This window comes from Labrenzia sp. PHM005 (assembly GCF_006517275.1).
In the GTDB taxonomy this organism is placed as follows: Bacteria; Pseudomonadota; Alphaproteobacteria; order Rhizobiales; family Stappiaceae; genus Roseibium.
Window position 1 is genome coordinate 5,449,720 of record NZ_CP041191.1, and the last position, 16,698, is coordinate 5,466,417.

A 16,698-nucleotide genomic window follows, 5' to 3' on the forward strand; every position below is an offset into this window, starting at 1 on the left:
TATACCATTGATATTATCTACGAGGCACAGCCGAAACACCCCTAAACAACACTGTTAGTTTTTACATCTCTGCAAAAAATTCGTGCAATTCCTGCAGGTAGACGCGGCAGATGAAAGCCTGTATAAGCCGCGCTCCATAAGGGCCGGCATGGTGATGGCCCGATCCGGTAGACTGCTGACTGGTATGCAGATGATCCGGAGCAGTTGAAAGATTCCTATGACTGATTTGATGTCGCTCGCCCCGGCGCTGAAAGCCGCGCTGGCGAAACGTGGCTATGAAAGCCTCACCCCGGTTCAGGAAAGTGTCCTGAGCGAAGCCCCCGCTGAAGCAGATCTTCTTGTCTCCGCGCAAACCGGTTCAGGCAAAACCGTTGCATTTGGCCTGGCATTGGCTTCGACCATCCTCGGCGAAGAGGAAACGCTCGGCAAACCCGGCGCTCCAGTGGCACTCGCGATTGCTCCGACACGTGAACTTGCACTGCAGGTGAAGGAAGAACTCACCTGGCTTTACGGCGAAGCTGGCGCAGTCACAGCGTCTTGCGTCGGCGGCATGGATCCGCGTACCGAACGCCGAGCCTTGGACCGGGGAGTCCATATCGTTGTCGGCACTCCGGGTCGTCTGCGCGACCATATTGAACGCGGAGCCCTCGATCTTTCAGAATTGCGCGCTGTCGTGCTCGACGAAGCCGATGAAATGCTCGACATGGGCTTCCGTGAAGATTTGGAGTTCATTCTGGACGCAGCGCCACAAGAGCGCCGGACCTTGATGTTCTCCGCGACAGTTCCCAGGCCGATTGCCGAGCTTGCCAAGCGTTTTCAGAAAGATGCCGTACGCCTGTCCACGATCAATGCCCGTGAGCAGCATGTTGATATCGACTATGTGGCACACCCCGTGGCACCGAATGAGCGCGAAAACGCCATCATCAACGTTCTACGCCTGCACGAAGCAGAAAAGGCGATCGTATTCTGCCAGACTCGTGAAGGTGTCAGCCGCCTAACCGCCCGGCTTGCAAATCGAGGCTTCTCAATTGTCTCGCTTTCTGGTGAACTCAGCCAGGAGCAGCGGACAGCCGCTCTCACCGCTATGAAGAACGGCACGGCCAGGGTTTGTGTGGCAACCGACGTCGCCGCCCGCGGCATCGACCTGCCAAATTTGGACTTGGTGATTCACGCTGATCTGCCGACCGGAAAAGCGGCCCTCCTTCACCGATCAGGTCGAACTGGCCGCGCGGGCCGCAAAGGCACCTGCGTGCTGATGGTTCCGTTCCCACGCCGCCGTCAGGCTGAACGCACCCTTCATTTTGCAAACATCACGGCCACCTGGAAAGGCGCACCGACGTCGGATGAAATTCGCGCGAAGGACAAGGAAAGGCTGCTGGCCGATCCGGTCTTGTCCGCCGAACTGGAAGAAGAAGAACGGGCAATTGCCGTAGAACTTCTGGCACTTCACAGTGCGGAGCAGCTGGCAGCAGCGTTCGTCAAATTGCGTCAATCCCGCTTGCCTGCACCGGAAGATGTTGGTGAGCTGAATGAATCATCACTCAAAGGACGCGACGCCGGCGCACGTGGCGGCCGCAGCGCCGAAATCACCGGCAAATTTGATGACGGTGTTTGGTTCTCATTGTCTCTCGGACATCGGCAGCGCGCAGAACCACGTTGGATCCTCCCACTGATTTGCCGTGCTGGTCACGTCACTAAACGTGAAGTCGGTGCCATCAAGATCTTCCAGAACCAGCTCTATTTTGAAATAGACGGAAAACACGGCGAACGCTTCAACGAAGTTGTCAAACGCGAAGGTACCGGCGAGGAAAACGTCAACATCACGCTTCTCGATGCGCGTGGCGGCAAAATCCCGCAACCGCCGAAGGAAGACAACTTCCGGGGCGGTGGCAATCGGGATCGAGGCAACCGCTTCCGGGGAGATCGCGGAGACAGAAATGACCGCGGTGATCGCGGCGACCGCGGCGGCTACCAGAACCGCCGGCCGCGCAAAGGCGATGCCCCGGACTATGAAGAGATGGGCCGGGAAGACACACTGAAACCGGACAGGCCGAAACGCGGCCCGAAGCGCGACTTCGATGGTCCGCGTGGCAAAAAGCGCCGCCGGGACGACGGTGATGCCGCTCCACATCATCCGGCCTATGAACCGCTGGATATGAAGGCACTCTCCGGCGACCGGGACGGTGATGCCCCGCGCAAAGCCCGTAAGCCACGCGATACCGACGGTGAAGCCCCACGCAAAGGCAAACCGAAAGCCGGCGGCAAACCGGCCGGGGCCAAAAAGAAGGCGCCGAAGAAAAATAAACCGTCCCGTGCCCAGCGCAAGGCGGACCGCGCGAAGTAAGTCAAAGGCCCACCTAAGCGTGGGCCTTTTCCTTTTTTCGGTCGTCTTCCTCGTCTAGAAGGCAAATGACAACCCCACACCAGCTTTGAACTGATCTGCGGACCCCTCATCCTTGACGATTGGACTGTCCGCCGCATCACCCAACAAACGCGTATAAGATGCCCGGCCAACAAGCCCCCAGCGATCGGTCATCTTATATGTCATGGTTGCCTGGATACCGACGTCTTTCACACCTCCATTGGCTGTGTAGGCTGCCAGGCCTGAGTTTATCGCACCAGCCCCGGTCACGCCGAAATATGTATTCATGTAGCCATCACTGGCGAAGCCAACTTCTGTTTCCAGTCCAACGCCAAGTCTCTCAGTCGCGGAAAACTGATATCCCGCCCGGATTTTGCCGCTTGTCCCTTCATGCACACCGGAAAGATCGGTCATCAGCTCTGCAGAAACCTCGAAAACATCCGATTGCGCGAGAAGGGAGTTGAACTGGTAGGCAACAAAACCACCCGCCTCAAAGGCCCCATCGATGGCGTCAAGTCTGTCGATTACAGTGTTCGATACATTGTCCCGCCCCATTCGGTACTTCACAGCCGGGCCAAATTGGAAGGCCGCATCTGGGCGCAAGTTCAGACTCGCTTCCGGTCCTTTGATTTCCAGACCCAACCCCATTGCCCTCAAGTTGGTGTAGAACTGAGGTATCGGAATGTACTCTTTGGCGCCCTCGTATTCAGGCTCAGCTGCTGCGCCAAACACCGCAACTCCATGGACTCCTTGCGCGGCACGGCTGCCCAGGTCGGCCCAGCCGACCGAATTGCTGCCGCTTAAATCCGCTGCAAGTGCTGGTACATGCGAGCAGCTTCCGACAGCAAATAAGGCCAACGCCCCAAAGGAACATCCTTTGTTCATGAACACAGTCACAACCTCCGTCTAAATCCGGCCGTCTCTTATTCGACCGGCACACGGAAAGTGAACCGCTGCTAAGCAATGCAAAACTCGCGTTTCTGGAACTAGACGCTGCCGCTAAAAAGTGACGCAAACACTGGATAAGTATAGGAAATATAGAAGTTATTTTTTTGCCTCCTGGACAAATCTATCCTTTCGAAATGAACACACTCGCGTTCTGGTCACATTTTTGACCCATCTGCCTCTCTATGTGAGCGCGCAGTGCGGTGGAGGACGTTTTTTATATGGAGTTGAACAATGTACGCCGGCGGCGGCCGAAACAGCAGCGCTCGCGGCAGATGGTCGGCTTCATTCTAGAAGCCGCAACTCAAGTCTTTGATCAAAATGGTTATGAGGCGTCGACCACCAATCTGATTGCCGAGCGGGCGGGCATCAGCATTGGATCCTTGTACCAGTACTTCCCAAACAAGGCTGCTCTGATCCTGGAACTGAAAATCGCGCACCGTGCGCAGATTCTTCACGCTGTGGAGGGAGCCATGGCGTCCTCAGAACATCTGCCACTTCCTGATGCTATCCGGCGCATCGTCGACGCAAATTTCCAGGTGCACTTGGATGCGCCACGGTTGAATGCTGCGTTTGAAGAAGTGCTCCCGGCAAACACAGTGCAGTCCGACCAGGAGATGTTCCATCAGAAGATGGATTCCGCCGCCCGCACTTTCTTAAGCAGTAGACACCGGGAAATCGCAACACAAGATCTTGAGGCAGCAGGGTTTGTTATCCGAAATCTCATCCGCTCCGTGCTTCACGGTGCAATATCGGGCGGACAGATTGTCGATGACCCAGACGCTATCAAAGCCCACTTGGTTCACAGCATCATGGGTTGTTTGAGGCCTCCCGCTACAGCGGTTCCGCCACATTGAGCCGCTACTCGTTGACGATCCCGGCAATCATCCAGTCTTCGCCGTCCTGGATCAGCTGGTAGTGACAAGTGAACTCGAAGACCGCTTCACCATCGGTGCTCTCCTGGCTCCAATCGAGGGTAACCAAAGCGGTCGTGCCACTGACATGGCTGGAGACCACTTGGAACTCCGAATGGCTAACACCTTCTTTTTCTAAGGCTTTCAAGAGCGCTTCAATGTTCTCGATCAGCTCTTCATCGTCGTTGAAGACATGACCTTTCTCATGCTGCCAGATGATTGCAGGCAGCGCGAAGCAGTCGCAGATGCGCTCCATGTCATAATCGTTGAAACCGGCCTGATAGTCATCGAACAGCTGGGCAATGGTTTCTTCCGCTTCACCATTGCCATTCAAGTCCGCACCATTGCCACTGTCATTTCCGGTTTGCTGGAAGTCGCCATTGTCTGCCATGTCTGCCCCCTGCGATCCGGCGTTTCAATTTTGTCCGGTTTAAGAAGCTGCCTGCCCTTTCACATCCAGCAAACTGGCGTCAGCCCCCTCTCCGTCATCATAGCCTATCATATTGAGCGGACGGGCCTTTCGTCCATTTAAATCGCACCAATGCACAAGAGCTTCTTCGGCGCCATGAGTGACCCAAATTCGTTCTGCGCCGGTTTCCAGAATTGTCCGGCAAAGGTCGTCCCAATCAGCATGATCTGAGAGGATCAGCGGCAATTCAGCGCCGCGCTGACGCGCCCTTGCGCGCACCCGCATCCAGCCGGACGCCATGGCGGCAACCGGATCGCCAAAACGCCGCGACCATCGGTCGCTGAGCTGGCCGGGCGGGCACACAACAATTTCCCCTTGAAGTTCCTTGCCGCGGTCACCGACCAATTCCAACGGCCCAAGATCCACACCCTGAGATTGATAGTAAACGCAAAGTTTCTCCAAAGCGCCGTGCAGGTAGATGGTCTTTTCGTAACCAGCGGCCCGGATTTCGGCGATCACCCGCTGCGCCTTGCCCAAAGCATAAGCGCCGACCAGATGGGTCTGTTCAGGAAAAAGATCCAATGAAGAGATCAGCTTGGCGATTTCCTGCTGTGCGGGTGGGTGCCGGAACACCGGCAAACCAAATGTCGCTTCAGTGACGAAGGTGTCGCAAGGCACCAGTTCAAACGGAGCACAGGTGGGATCGGCCTGCCGCTTGTAGTCGCCGGATATGACCGTACGTTCGCCACCGGCCGACAGGAGAACCTGCGCGGATCCAAGGACGTGACCTGCCGGATGGAGCGACACCTCCACGCTGCCCACTGTCAGCGTCTCGCCGTAGCCGACGGCCTGCGCCTGACCGCAAAAATCAGTGCCATAGCGGACCGCCATGATATCGAGGGTCTGCCGGGTTGCCAGCACGGCACCATGCCCGGCCCGGGCATGATCTGCGTGACCATGAGTGATGATGGCCTTCTCGACAGGCCGTACCGGATCGATGTGCGCTTTGGCCAAAGGACAATAAAGCCCTTCAGGGGGCAGGGTCAGAAGCTCAGTCATTGAGCTGACTATAGGCCGCGGAATTTGAATGGCCAGCTCTCGTAAAAGCACGCGGACACACTTATGAATAGGATTATGGATGCCGCGCTTCTTCCCAACCGATTTCAAAGCTGGTTTGCCTCAAGAGGCTGGAACCCGCGCGCGCACCAATTGCAGCTGGTGGATCACCTTAGTGCGGGACAATCGACACTTCTGATCGCCCCGACCGGCGCCGGGAAAACCCTCGCCGGTTTTTTGCCCAGCCTGGTGGAACTGGAAACACAAGGAAAACGTAAACCGGGTCAGGCGGGTGGAATTCACACACTCTACATTTCTCCGCTCAAGGCGCTGGCTGTCGATATTGCGCGCAACCTCGAAGCCCCTGTCTCCGAGATGGGCCTGGACATTCGGCTGGAAACCCGGACCGGCGACACGCCCTCCCACAAGCGCCAGCGCCAAAAGCTCAACCCGCCGGATATACTTTTGACCACGCCGGAGCAAATTGCGCTGCTCCTGTCCGATCCAGCCTCGGCGAAGCTGTTTTCTTCGCTGAAAACGGTGATCCTCGATGAACTCCACGCCCTGGTCACTTCCAAGCGCGGCGATCTACTGGCGCTCGGTCTTGCGCGCTTGCGCCAGCTGGCGCCGGAGATGCGGACAATTGGCCTTTCGGCGACCGTTGCAGAGCCGGATGATTTGCGCGCCTATCTGGTTGGCCAGCCACTGGAAGACAAACGCACGCTTTCCTCGCTGGTAGAAGTCAGCGGTGGAGCGGAACCGGATATTTCCATTTTGGATTCGGAGGAACGGCTCCCCTGGTCCGGGCATTCCTCCCGGTATGCGATTGGCGATATCTATCAGCTGATCAAACAGCACAATGTCTCTCTGCTTTTTGTGAACACCCGCAGCCAGGCCGAGATGGTGTTTCAGGAACTTTGGCGGATCAACGACGACACGCTGCCAATTGCCCTCCACCACGGTTCGCTGGACGTCGGCCAGCGGCGCAAGGTGGAAGCGGCCATGGCGTCCGGACAATTGCGCGCGGTCGTCGCCACAAGCTCTCTCGACATGGGCATCGACTGGGGCGATATCGATCTAGTGGTCAACATCGGCGCGCCCAAAGGCGCCAGTCGTCTGGCCCAGCGGATCGGCCGCGCCAATCACAGGATGGACGAGCCGTCCAAAGCAATCCTGATTCCGGCCAACCGCTTTGAAGTTCTGGAATGTCAGGCGGCTTTGGCCGCATCGAAAAAGGGCGAGCAGGACACCCCGCCTTTGCGCAAAGGCGCGCTGGATGTGCTCGCCCAGCATATCTTGGGCCTTGCGTGTGCCGACCCGCTGGATCCTTCACAAGCCTTTGATGAAATCCGGTCTTCAGAAACCTACCGCTGGCTTGACTGGGAGACCTTCGAAAAGGTGCTCGATTTTGTTGCAACCGGCGGCTACGCGCTCAAGACGTATGAGCAGTATGCCAAACTTCGAAAAGGCAAGGACGGGCTCTGGCGGATCGCCCATCCGAAGATCGCACAACAATACCGCCTAAATGTCGGCACCATTGTCGAAGCGCCGATGCTGAAGGTGCGGTTGGTCAAATCAAAGGCCGCCGGGCGGCGGGCACCCATAGGCCGAGGCGGCCGGTTGCTTGGCGAAATCGAAGAGTATTTCATCGAGCAACTGGCGCCAGGCGATACGTTCATTTTTGGCGGCGAAGTGCTGCGTTTTGAGGGCTTGCGGGAAAACGAAGCCTATGTCTCCCGCGCCCAGACCGACAATCCGATGATCCCGTCCTATATGGGTGGCAAGTTTCCACTCTCCACCTATTTGGCCGAAAGCGTCCGGACCATGCTGGCGACACCCGACAGCTGGAAAGACCTGCCGGGTCAGGTCCGTGAGTGGTTGGAGATCCAGCAAGACAAATCTTTGCTGCCAAGCCGCGACGGCCTTTTGGTGGAAACCTTCCCGCGATCCAACAAACATTACCTGATCTGCTATCCCTTTGAAGGTCGGCTCGCGCACCAGACCCTCGGCATGCTGCTCACCAAACGGCTGGAACGCATGGGCGCCCGTCCGATGGGTTTTGTCGCCAATGATTATGCTCTGGCGATCTGGGGTCTTGGCGATCTGTCGCTGCTGTTTTCGTCCGGAAAAATCCCGCTTAATGAACTGTTTGACCAGGACATTCTGGGGGACGATCTGGATGCTTGGCTGGCAGAATCCAGTCTGATGAAACGAACTTTCCGGAACTGCGCAGTCATTGCCGGCCTGATCGAACGCCGACATCCGGGACAAGAGAAATCTGGCCGGCAGGTCACGGTGTCTACGGATCTGATCTACGATGTTTTACGAAGCCACGAGCCCGATCACATCCTTTTGCAGGCAACCTGGAACGACGCCGCGGAAGGACTTTTGGATATCTCGCGATTGGGCGATCTTCTTTCCAGGATCCGCGGTCGAATCACGCATACTAGCCTGGAGCACGTGTCTCCTCTTGCCGTGCCGGTCCTTCTTGAAATTGGCAAGGAACCTGTTTACGGCGAGGCGATAGAGTCCCTATTGGAGGAGGCCGCGTCGGAACTGCTTCTGGAGGCCATGGAATGACTGCCCTTTCGTCACACTTGCGCAAATATACGGCCGCGCCGGTGTGCCATGACATCCAGATCAACGGTCAGCTGGTCGGCCTGCACGATAGCGGCGTCCTGTGGTGGCCGGATGAATCGACACTTATTGTCGCCGACCTTCACATGGAAAAGGGCTCCAGCTTTGCAAAGCGCGGCATCATGCTGCCGCCGTATGACACCGGGGCTACGCTGGAAAAACTGGCAGCCGTCATGGACGCCTTTGATCCGGCCCGGGTCATTTGCCTGGGCGACAGCTTTCACGATGCCGACGGCTCCGATCGCCTACCCGCCCCCTACCGGGCCATGCTGACCACTTTGCAGCTGAACCGGGAGTGGATCTGGGTCACCGGCAATCATGACCCGATTGCACCGGTCCGCCTGTGCGGCGAAACGGTCGATGAAATCACGATCGGTCCACTGTCCTTCCGCCACGAACCAATCGAGACAATCGGCTCGGATGAAACCCGCGGCGAAATCTGTGGCCACCTGCATCCGGCCGCCCGCGTGCGCCGCTTCGGCCGATCCATCCGCCGTGCCTGTTTTGTCACCGACGGCAGCCGCCTCGTCCTGCCCGCTTTCGGTGCGCTCACCGGCGGGCTGAATGTGACCCACGACGCTTTTGGGCAGATCTTCGAACGCCGGAAGTATTCAGTCTTCATGCTCGGTAATGATCGGCTGTTCCCGTTTACCGCCAGCCGGCTGGTTGGGGATTAAGTTTCCTCCCCGGCCTTCACCCAAGCAATCACCAGCTCATAGAAAACCGCCAGGATGACCGGCCCGAGGAACATGCCGATCAGGCCGTAGGCAAGTGTGCCACCCAGAACGCCGATTAGGATCACAAGCATCGGCACATCCAGACCGCGCGACATCAACAATGGTCTCAGCACATTGTCGACCAGCATCACCGGAACAATCAGCACGGTGAACAGCAGCGCAGGCAGAAGCTCCCAGGAACTCCAGGCCCAGATGATTGTGGGCAAGATGATCAGTGCCGGTCCGATTTGGACGATACACATGATCAAAGCGGCGAAGGTCAGCAGCCCAGCCATCGGAACGGCAAACAGGATCAGCAGCACACCTGTCAAAAGCCCCTGAATTACGGCAACGCCAATTACACCGCGGGAAACGTTGCGGATTGTAGCGCCTGCCAGATCAACAAATTCAGCGCCGCGCGGAGCGATAATCCGATCTGCAAAGCGTTTTGCGCCAGAGGCGAGGGCCGGCCCCGGGACAAACAAACAGCCAGCCAAAATGATCGACACAATGAAGAACAAAACACTGCCGCTCAAAGAAGCCAGAACCGACAAGATCTTGCCACCAGCGGGCGCCACCAGTGGACCAATCTTGGTCAAGAATTGCTCCAGACTGCGGCCGGCCAGCTGCCAAAACTCGGCGATCTTTTCACCGACAACGGGCAAGTCTGCCAGTTTTGGAGGAATGGGGGGAATAGCGACGCCGCCGGATGTAATGCCGTGATAAAGCCCTTGAAGCGTTTCAACGAGACTGACGACGAGAACAGCGACCGGGCCGATGACAATCGCCAGGCCGGTCAAGGTAATCACTGTGGCCGAGATAGCCTTCCGGCCACCAAGTTTTTCCGCAAGCCAGGCATAGACCGGATAAAGCGCGACAGTCAGAATCACCGCCCAGAGAAGAAAGGCAAAAAACGGCGCGACAAGTTGCAGGGAGAAATAGGCAAATACACCCAGAACCCCGAGCCGGATCGCGATATCGATCACCCGCGCATCTACGGAAGACTCCGTTTTGCTGCCCAAGTTAGATGTTGGTTCTGGAGTAGATTGATCGGTCATGTTGCCCCTGTCGCGATCGAGTTGGAGAACGACACCACTCTCGTTGTGGCAGCCTACATGACATTCGGCGGTTTTGAAGCCAGTTCTTACTTCAACCCATTGCGATATCATTGCATCTATTTGGGACACGACACTTCTGCGCCTAAGGCGCACACGACGATCCAGGGACGGTCTTCGAAATCACCAATAGATACCTTGAGGCCCTCAGGCGCCCGAGCCCCTAAGCCAAAACCACCGCTTAAGGCCGTGATCAGTCTTTCCGGAAAATCACGCCCGCCAGCCAGCCGGTGAAGATGGCAAGGGCAACGGCCAGCAGGCCATAAACCAGCGAGTACTCGCGGGCGAGTTCAAAGGTCACTTGCTCAAAGCCGATTTTGCCAACGCGCAGCACTTCTTCGGTTTGTGACACCAGCACGCCATCTTGAAACAGAAAACTTTGGACGCTGTAGTTGCCGACCGGAATGTTGGCAGGCAGGGGGATGTTTGTCCGGAACATCGTATCTGTCAGGAACTCAATTGATGTTTCTTGCTCGGAAAAAAGCCCCATCTCCTGGCGCAAGCGCACAAAGGCCTTCCGGAAGTCATCCCTGTCGGCCAGCGGCACATTGGACTCCCCCGAAACGGCGAGATTTATGTGATTGAGACCGATGCCAAGATCATCGAGAACGTTTCTTTCAGCCATCGCCCCAATGTCCACAGTGCTGGCAACGGCATAAAAAGATGGAACGTTTTGGAAAGTTTCTGATTCCCGGTTTACCCAGACCCCTAAGAAACGCCCTTTCCGGCGGGTGGTGATATCTTGCGGCGGCCCTTCGACGACAATTGCCAATTCATATCCTTCAGGGTCGTTGTCCAACCGTTGGATATGTTGAGCCTGCCCGAAAATCACGATCTCCGTACCGGTAAAATTCGACTGGATTGACACCACGTCCGAAGACAGCGATGTCACCAGATCCCGGCCGCTTCTCGCCGCCGCCGGATGGCTTATCCAGAACAACAAAAGCGCAAACAGGAGGCAAATGCGGATCACAGCCCTGCCCCCTTGCGGATCACGATGGAATAAAGGTCTTCAGGAACAAGCAGCAGATCGACTGCAAACCGCATTCCCACGCCAAGCACGAGCAGCGCAAGAAGCAAACGCAGCTGATCGCCGCGCAAGTTCTGCCCCATCCGGGCGCCAAACTGCGCCCCGATCACACCGCCGATCATCAAGGTCATCGCCAAAACGATATCGACGGTCTTGGTACCCATGGCATGGAATATGGTCGCCGCCGCCATTGTGAACAGGATCTGGAACAGCGAGGTACCAATGACAATGCCGGTCGGGACGCGCAGCAAATAGATCAGCGCCGGAACCATCATGAACCCGCCGCCAATACCTAGAACCGTCCCTAGAAAGCCGATGGCCGCGCCAAGCCCAACCACCGGAATGACGCTGACATAGAGTTTCGATCTGCGGAACCTGACTTTTAGCGGCAAGCCATGGATCCAATTGTGCTGGCCAGGCTTACGGGCGCTGGGAGGCGCGCCGGATTTGCGCCGCCGGATTGCCCGGACCGATTCAAACAGCATCAAGCCGCCAATGGTCCCGAGAAAGGTGACATACGATAGCGAAATGACAACATCGAGCTGGCCGACCGCTTGCAGGATGTCAAAAAGAATTACGCCAACTAAGGACCCGAAAACACCTCCGGCGAGCAGGATACCGGCGAGTTTGAAGTCTATGGCCTTGCGCCGCCAATAACTGACAACCCCTGATGCCGAAGACGCAACAACCTGTGTAGTCACTGTTGCAACAGAGACCGCAGGCGGAATTCCGGAAAAGATCAAGAGCGGCGTTAATAGAAAGCCACCGCCGATGCCAAACAGACCGGACAGAAATCCCACGGCGCCACCCATAGCAAATATCACGAAGATATTGACCGGAATTTCGGCTATTGGAAGGTATAATTGCACAGGGCTACGCCGGAGAGTTGCAGAAGACTGCATAAATTTACATGTATAATGGTTAAAAACCCGTGGCGGCCAATCTGTCAACCAAGCAATGTTGATCGGGTGTATCTGGACTCATAAATGTCCCTAGGTAGATGATGCCAGATTGACCGTTTCAGACAGCAAAAGAGCAGAAAATGCCGAACATTTTCTGCTCTTTCAAATTGTATCATCGGCTCTTTGGAAATCTTTCCGTAGCCGAGACGTCCGCTCGGCCTCGTCAGATCGCCTGGCTCTTCAACTCTTCGATGAGGCGGCCATCAACTTCACCGGTTTCCGGAAGTCCTAAGCTACGCTGGAAAGCCCGGATTGCGCTGCGGGTTCTCGGCCCCATCTGGCCGTCCGGTGTACCCGTATCGAAGCCGAGATAGTTCAACTTATCCTGTGCCTCGCGGACCATGGCTGAATTGTCGACTGCCTTGATGGACGCTTTGCTGGCCGGCAGCGACTTGCCATCTGTCCAATCAGGTTGCAGTGTCACTTTGTTCGCTGCTGCGACCGGTGTCTTCAGCTTGAAGTTTTCAACGGCCAGACGAGCATTGGCCAAGGTTTCCTGATCCATCATGTTGGCGACATCGTCGCGCCGCTTGGCTGCTTCCGGATCCCCCTGGTCAGCTGCAATCGCGAACCATTTGTAGCTGGCGATGAGGTTTTTATCGACGCCGATACCACCGGCATACAGAATGCCCAGATTAAACAGACTATCCTTCACACCGTAGTTGGCCGCTGCTTCAAACCACCTGGCGGCAGCTGCATAATCAGGCTGGTCGCCACCGCCTTCCGCAAACAGGACGGCAAGATTGTGCATGGCTTTTGCGTTACCAGCTTCTGCCGACTTCATATACCAAGCCTTGGCTTTGGGCAGGTCTTTGGTAACACCCCGGCCCTTTTCATATAGGCTTGCGAGCCGGTATTGTGCCGGTGCAAGTCCCTTGTCGGCAGCTTTTTGATACCAAACCGCAGCTTTTGCCAGATCCGCCTGAACTCCATCGCCTTCGGTATATTTAACCCCAATCAGGAATTCAGCAGCCGAATTCCCACTGGCAGCCGCACTGCGCAACGCCATTGAACCGACTTCCTCAGGCGGCAAGCTCGCCAATAATCCAGAGGCAGCTGGTGTTTCAGTTGACGCGGCCGGTTGAGACGGGGCAAAGCCCCGTGATGCTCCGGCAGGCGCTGCACTAAAGCTGTTTTCAACTCCGCTTGGCGGCGCAAAGGCAGGACCGGTTTCAGGCTGTAGCGGCGCAGACGCTGCTGCCGGAACCGGCGCAGCTGCCGGGTCTGCAGCAGCCACCGCTGGCGGGTCGATGTTCGCCGGCGTCGCCACAGGCGCATCTGCTGCGGGTTCAGCCGCAACAGAAGCCACTTGTGCGGGCGGGCTTTCCACCACTATGGGCGCGCTGGAAACTTCTGGATTATCGGCCGGAGCGGTCGCGACCGGTGCTGCGTTCATGTCCACGCCAGGCACAGCTGTACCTTCTGTTGCATTTTCCTGCGGGACCGCTGCGATCTGCGGCGTGGTATCAGACGGCAAGAGGGCACCGCGTGTGACATAAAAGCCAGCCATCAGGAGGACAACCGCAGCGGCTGTGTAAAGGATCGCGCGGCGGCGGCCACCTGAAGCTTGAGCCGGCTCCGGTGCGACCCGGTCGCCGGCCAGAACTGACGAGCGGTCATCGTCCGTTTCGGGGGCAGCTTGATCTGCTCCACTGGTTTCAAATTCGCGGTCCTGCTGCGCTTCGTCATCAGCTGACGGCGACCGCTTCAAAACATTGCGCAACCAGCCAACCCGTGCTTTGCCGCGCTCCTCGTCGGCTTCGTCCGTGGTTTCCGGCTTGTTCTTTTCCAATTGAGCAGCTTCTGCAGAGGCAGCCTGCGCAGCCCGGCGGGCAGCCGCGATAAAGTCTGCTTTGCGGTCACGAGCCGACATTTCAGGAGCTGCGGGCTGCTGCGGGTTGGTGTCGTCTTCCGAACCTCTGGCATCGGCCATGTCCGGTTGCGCCTTAGCAAAAAGTGGCGGACGCTCGGCAACTTTGATCGGCGAGAACATGTTGTTGCCGCTTTCTGCGACTTCTTCAGACTTGTCTGTTGCGGGCCGCTCAACCCGTTCCAGCGTGTCCAAACGTTCGGTGATCGACCCCAGAACGGATTTCACACCATCAAACGTATTGCGGGTCCGCTCATCGCTTCCCTCAGCGGCGTCGAGCAGTCGTTTCAGATCCGATTGCAGCGACGAAATGGCCGTATCGTATTGCGGGTTTTTGCTAGCGGGAGTGTTTGCGACAGCTTCTTCGGCGGCCTTTCGGGCAATTCCGGCAACATCAGAGCGCGTTTGCGCCAAGCCACTTTCAATGCGCTCCAAAACGGACGCGAACTGATCAGAGCTTTGCGCATTGCTGGACGTATTTTCGATCTGCTCGGCAAGCGCGGCAACCTTGGATCCAAGAATCTCCAGGCCTCTATCGTCAGCAGCACCTCCACCTTTGGAGACCAAGTTTGCCAGATCAGAAATCCTCTGCTCGAGCGCATCGGTCGAGGCTGGTTCGGCGACCCGCTCCCGCATTGCGGTAATTTCTGTACGCAGCTTGTCGAGATCAGAGGTGGTTACTGAATCGGACGGCTGATCCAGCCGGTTGGTCAGATCGTTCAGGCGATCCTGAATTTGCGCCATGAACTTGGCATCTGGGCCGTTTCCGGAACGCATGGCAGCCGCATCCAGCACTGGCACCGGACGAGCGGCTCGTTTTTCGATGACATCAATCTTGCCGGAAATGGCCTCCAGCCGTTTTTCCAGAGCCTCAAATGCCCCGCTGTCGTTGGACGGCAACGGCGGCGACTGTTCCATCCGCTCTAAACGATCGACGATTTCATCGAGACGTTGATCGACCTGGATCAAGTGCTGCTGGTCTGAGGGCGCAGCGCGGTCATCGGCCATCATGCCGACGATGTCTTCCAAACGTCCTTGAAGACGATTGATAGTCTCCGGTTCCGGCATCCGTTCTTCCATAGCGGAAAGACGGCTGTCGAGACCACGCTGCTCCTTGGCCAGAGTTTCAAGATCATCCAGACGGCTGGAGACGAACTTCATCCGGTCATCGATGCTTTCGACCAGACCTTTGATGTCGATTTTCTGGACGAAACCACGCACTTCCCGAAGCTCTGTGCGCAGAGGTTCGATTTCCTCATGGTCTTTGCGCTGGAGCAGCTCTTCCATACGCTCCGCGATCGAAACCACCCGATCTTCCAGAACCATCATGTGTTCGGAGCGCGGCAAAGCTGCAAAGGCGTCTTCGATCTCGTTGAGGCGCATTGTCACGCCGCGCAAAACCCGCGGATCGACCGAGGCGCGCGACAATTCATCAAGCCGCTGCAGGATGTGAGCATACCCGTGTTCCAGGGTCTGCAAAGCGCCTTCGACATTCGTCTGGCCAACCAAGGACTTCAGATCCGCAACTTCCTTGCGAATGTCCTTGGCGAGCTGATCGTTCCGCTTATCGTTACGCAAACGCTCGACCATGTCGGTCAAGCGGCGCAGTTCCGCATTCTGGCGGCTGACGGTTTCATTCGTTCCGTTGGCGAGGCCACCCAAAGCATCGCGCAAGGAACCAAGTTCCTCACGGACATGGGCCAAAGCCTTCTCCTGGGGTTTTCTTAGCGCATCGATGCGGCGCCCCAGATCTTTGTAGACGTGCATGGACGCGTCGCGGGCAGACGGCCCGGCCCGGCGCGGTTCACGACGGTAGGCATAGTCTTCTTCGTCTTGGTAACGGTGATCCTCATAACCATGATCATCGTAATAACCGTCGTCATCACCCATATGATCATGATGATCGTCCAAGGAGTCGATTGCATACCGGCCCGCTCTATGACCGCGAGGCGCGCGGTCGTACTCGTCCTCATAGTCTTCATGCTCGGACAGACCTTGAACCTGCCGGTCAAGGCGGTCGAGCGCGCCCATCACATCCTCAAGACCTGCCTCGCGAACTGGCTCTCGCTCGCGGCGTGGCGCACGGCGAGGCCGGCGCTTTTTCGCCGGACGGGCAGCAGGCCGATCTGACCTTTCTGACAACAGACGGTCGAGTTCATCGGCGACAGCATCCAAATCTTCTTCTGAACCGATGTCGGCATCATGACCCCGGTCATACCCGCCGAGCGCTGTGGCGGTGCGTGTCAACCGTTCAATACGCGCGCGCGGAGCTTCGCGATGAGGCAAATCGTTCCGATCTAGACTGTCATACACTACTCGGCCGCGGCGTCCCGCCTCGTGTTTATTTCTAGCCGGCATATCCTGACCCTGGGCTTATGGTCTTCTGACCGCTGATGGGAGCTGGCAAATTTCGGTCTCCGACGAGGGCCGGAAAGCGGGCCAGCATTTCCAAAGACTTTGTCGACTTAGGGTAAACAGGGCGTTAATTGGCGTTGCCAAATGCGATTCTGGGCCTCTAGCGGGCGTCCGCCAGGTCAAAACTGCTTAGGTTTCGCCCGAATCGTCTGTTGCAAATCTCCGTTTGAGACTGAATAGCGCAACGGCACAGACTAGACCTTGACGCAAACGTAAGCTAAACAGTGGGCAAGAAATAGGAAACAACCCATGCCGGAATACCGGCAC

General features: G+C 57.1%; 11 protein-coding genes. 4 read left to right on the top strand and 7 right to left on the bottom strand.

What is annotated here, in order from left to right; all coding sequences use genetic code 11:
* The first annotated feature begins 217 nt into the window (after positions 1 to 217).
* Positions 218 to 2,344 (top strand): DEAD/DEAH box helicase, encoded by a 2,127-nt coding sequence (locus tag FJ695_RS24670; RefSeq protein WP_141187918.1) that lies wholly within the window; start codon positions 218 to 220, stop codon positions 2,342 to 2,344.
* A gap of 54 nt (positions 2,345 to 2,398) precedes the next feature.
* Here the strand turns inward: FJ695_RS24670 and FJ695_RS24675 are convergent, their stop codons facing one another.
* Entirely contained in the window at positions 2,399 to 3,247 is an 849-nt protein-coding gene (locus FJ695_RS24675) for a MipA/OmpV family protein (RefSeq protein ID WP_247653888.1), read from the bottom strand.
* 281 nt (positions 3,248 to 3,528) lie between these two features.
* Between FJ695_RS24675 and FJ695_RS24680 the strand changes: the two genes are divergently transcribed.
* The gene (locus FJ695_RS24680) at positions 3,529 to 4,164 is read left to right on the top strand and encodes a TetR/AcrR family transcriptional regulator (RefSeq protein ID WP_141187920.1); all 636 of its coding nucleotides are present in this window, start codon (positions 3,529 to 3,531) and stop codon (positions 4,162 to 4,164) included.
* A 4-nt stretch (positions 4,165 to 4,168) separates the two neighbouring features.
* Here FJ695_RS24680 and FJ695_RS24685 read toward each other — a convergent pair whose 3' ends face one another.
* Together FJ695_RS24685 and FJ695_RS24690 are read right to left on the bottom strand one after the other, a co-directional pair.
* Positions 4,169 to 4,612 (bottom strand): DUF4440 domain-containing protein, encoded by a 444-nt coding sequence (locus tag FJ695_RS24685; RefSeq protein ID WP_141187921.1) that lies wholly within the window; start codon positions 4,610 to 4,612, stop codon positions 4,169 to 4,171.
* A 39-nt stretch (positions 4,613 to 4,651) separates the two neighbouring features.
* The gene (locus FJ695_RS24690; RefSeq protein ID WP_141187922.1) at positions 4,652 to 5,689 is read right to left on the bottom strand and encodes a ligase-associated DNA damage response exonuclease; all 1,038 of its coding nucleotides are present in this window, start codon (positions 5,687 to 5,689) and stop codon (positions 4,652 to 4,654) included.
* Positions 5,690 to 5,752: 63 nt separating this feature from the next.
* Between FJ695_RS24690 and FJ695_RS24695 the strand changes: the two genes are divergently transcribed.
* Both FJ695_RS24695 and pdeM read left to right on the top strand, forming a co-directional pair.
* The gene (locus FJ695_RS24695) at positions 5,753 to 8,266 is read left to right on the top strand and encodes a ligase-associated DNA damage response DEXH box helicase (RefSeq protein ID WP_141187923.1); all 2,514 of its coding nucleotides are present in this window, start codon (positions 5,753 to 5,755) and stop codon (positions 8,264 to 8,266) included.
* Positions 8,263 to 9,000 (top strand): ligase-associated DNA damage response endonuclease PdeM, encoded by a 738-nt coding sequence (gene pdeM, locus FJ695_RS24700; protein ID WP_141187924.1) that lies wholly within the window; start codon positions 8,263 to 8,265, stop codon positions 8,998 to 9,000. The genes FJ695_RS24695 and pdeM overlap by 4 nt, the downstream gene beginning before the upstream one ends.
* Here pdeM and FJ695_RS24705 read toward each other — a convergent pair.
* The 4 genes from FJ695_RS24705 to FJ695_RS24720 form a co-directional block, all read right to left on the bottom strand.
* A complete protein-coding gene (locus tag FJ695_RS24705) occupies positions 8,997 to 10,097 on the bottom strand; it encodes an AI-2E family transporter (protein WP_141187925.1) in 1,101 nt (366 codons plus the stop codon). The two genes, pdeM and FJ695_RS24705, sit on opposite strands and share 4 nt — an antisense overlap.
* Positions 10,098 to 10,347: 250 nt before the next feature.
* On the bottom strand, positions 10,348 to 11,127 hold the full coding sequence (locus tag FJ695_RS24710) for a TIGR02186 family protein (protein WP_141187926.1): 780 nt from the start codon (positions 11,125 to 11,127) through the stop codon (positions 10,348 to 10,350).
* Positions 11,124 to 12,053, bottom strand: a complete 930-nt coding sequence (locus FJ695_RS24715; RefSeq protein WP_141187927.1) for a sulfite exporter TauE/SafE family protein — start codon at positions 12,051 to 12,053, stop codon at positions 11,124 to 11,126. Before FJ695_RS24715 ends, FJ695_RS24710 begins: the two co-directional genes overlap by 4 nt.
* 256 nt (positions 12,054 to 12,309) lie before the next feature.
* Positions 12,310 to 16,374, bottom strand: a complete 4,065-nt coding sequence (locus FJ695_RS24720) for a peptidoglycan-binding protein (protein ID WP_141187928.1) — start codon at positions 16,372 to 16,374, stop codon at positions 12,310 to 12,312.
* Between the last annotated feature and the right edge of the window lie 324 nt (positions 16,375 to 16,698).